This window comes from Streptomyces sp. NPDC054847, from assembly GCF_053610925.1.
In genome coordinates, this window is sequence record NZ_JBSGZJ010000722.1 from 1 (window position 1) to 1,953 (window position 1,953).

The 1,953-nt window shown below is 76.6% G+C and carries 1 protein-coding gene; it reads left to right on the forward strand.

The annotated features are described in order from the left end of the window. Window positions 1–1,917, forward strand: a 1,917-nt coding sequence (locus ACWGH4_RS34655; RefSeq protein WP_453467830.1) for an FtsX-like permease family protein, incomplete at its 5' end; no start/stop codon positions are given. Window positions 1,918–1,953: the final 36 nt, after the last annotated feature.

The window sequence follows — 1,953 nt, forward strand, 5'->3', positions numbered from 1 at the left end:
GTCCTGGAGAGCTCGGTCGCCCGCTCGCTGTGGGCGGAGCCCGGCGACACCGTACGGGTCACCGGGCAGGACGGGGCCGTGCGCACCCTGCGCGTGACCGGCGTCGCCGAGGCCGCGGAACCGCCCTACCGGGCGGGCGGCGGGCCCGGGATCGGCTGGGTCCTCCCGGAGACCCTCGACGGGATCGCCCCCGGCGACACCGGCCAGAGCGTGGGTCTGCGGCTCGCGGACTCCGGCGACACCGACTTCATGGTCCAGCGGGCGGTGACCGTGCTGGGCGCCGACCGGGTCGCTCAGGTCACCAAGTGGCAGCAGGCCAGAGCGGAGGCCGGCGGCGACGACCGGCTCCTCGGCCAGCTGTTCGCCGTGTTCGGACTCGGGGCCCTGCTGGCGGCCGCCCTCGCCGCGTCCGGGGCGATCGGCGCCCGGGTGCGCGGTCAGCTGCGGGACATCGCCGTCCTCAAGGCGGTGGGTTTCACACCGGGTCAGGTCGTACGCGGCTTCCTCGTGCAGCATCTGGCGTTCGCCCTCCTCGGGGTGGCCCTGGGCACGGCGGCCATCGCGTTCCTGGGCGCGCGGATACCGGGCCGGATCGGTGACGCGGCCGCCCTGTGGCAGGACCTGCCCGGATACACGGCGCTCATGATCGGTGTGCCGTGCGGGGCGGTCCTGCTGATCGCGGCGGCGACCGGGCTCGCGGCCTGGCGCGCCGGGCGGGTGCCGCCGGTCCCGGTGGCCCGGGCGGCGCAACCGTCCGCGGCGCCGATGACCGCACTGGGCCGCAGGGCACTCGGTCTGCGGATGCCGCCGGCGCTGGTGCTGGGCTGGCGCTCGGCCTTCCCGCGCCGGGGCCGTACGGCCGTCGCCGTCGGGCGGCTCGCGCTGCCGCTCGTACTGATCACCGTCGCGCTGGTGGCCTGGTCGACGCTCGACCAGTTCCGCGGCCGGCCCGCGCAGATGGGGCTGCCCGCGGCCCTGACCGTACGGGCGGAGCAACCCGGCGGGCCGTCGGAGGAGGAGCTGCGGCGGATCCTCGCCGGGGTTCCGGAGGTCGCCGCCGTCCATCCCGGCGCCGAGATGGCGGCCCTCGTGCCCGGGCAGACCGGGACCATCACCCTGCGCGGGCTCGGCACGGCGGAGGACCCCTATCCGTCGGCCGTGGCCGAAGGGCGGGCGGCCCGCGGGCCGGACGAGGCGGTGGCCGGGCAGGGGCTCCTCGACCTGCTGGGCGTTCGCGTCGGCGACTGGGTGCGGATGACGGTCGAGGGCCGGCCGCAGATCCTGCACATCGTGGGACGCAGCATCGAGCCCGAGTCGGGCGGACGGATCATCTCCACGACGGTCGACGCCCTCCAGGAACGCGACCCCGGACTGCGGCCGGACTTCCACGCGCTGGTGCTCACCGACGGATCGGACCCGCGGGCGGTGAGCTCCGCGCTCGACGGGGCGGCGGGCGGCACGCTGGAGATCCGTGAGACACCGAACCCGGCGGACCGGCTGGAACCGGCGCGCGGTGTGATCGCGGCCCTGATCGCGGTACTGGCCCTGATCGGTCTCACCGAGCTCCTGACACTGATCGGTACCGGGGTCCGCGACCGTGCCCGGGACCTGCTCGCGCTGAAGGCGATCGGGCTGACGCCCCGGCAGATCGGCTCCGTCATCGTGACCGCCGCCGGGCTGACCGCTCTGGCGTCGGCGGTGGTCGGTACGGCGCTCGGCGCGCTCTTCGGCATGTGGCTGGTGGACGCCCAGGGAAGCTCGAGCGGGATGGGGGCGGGGATCGCCCATCTGCCCCCGTGGCCGGTGCTGGTGTCGGTCGTGGCCGGCGCGGTGGCCGGGGCGGTGGCGGCGGCCTCCCTGCCGGCGACGCGGACCGCCCGTCGGCGGCTCGCGGACTCGCTGAGCGAGACGCTCTGAACGCGGCCGGGGGCGGGCGGGGGTCCCCCCGGCCCC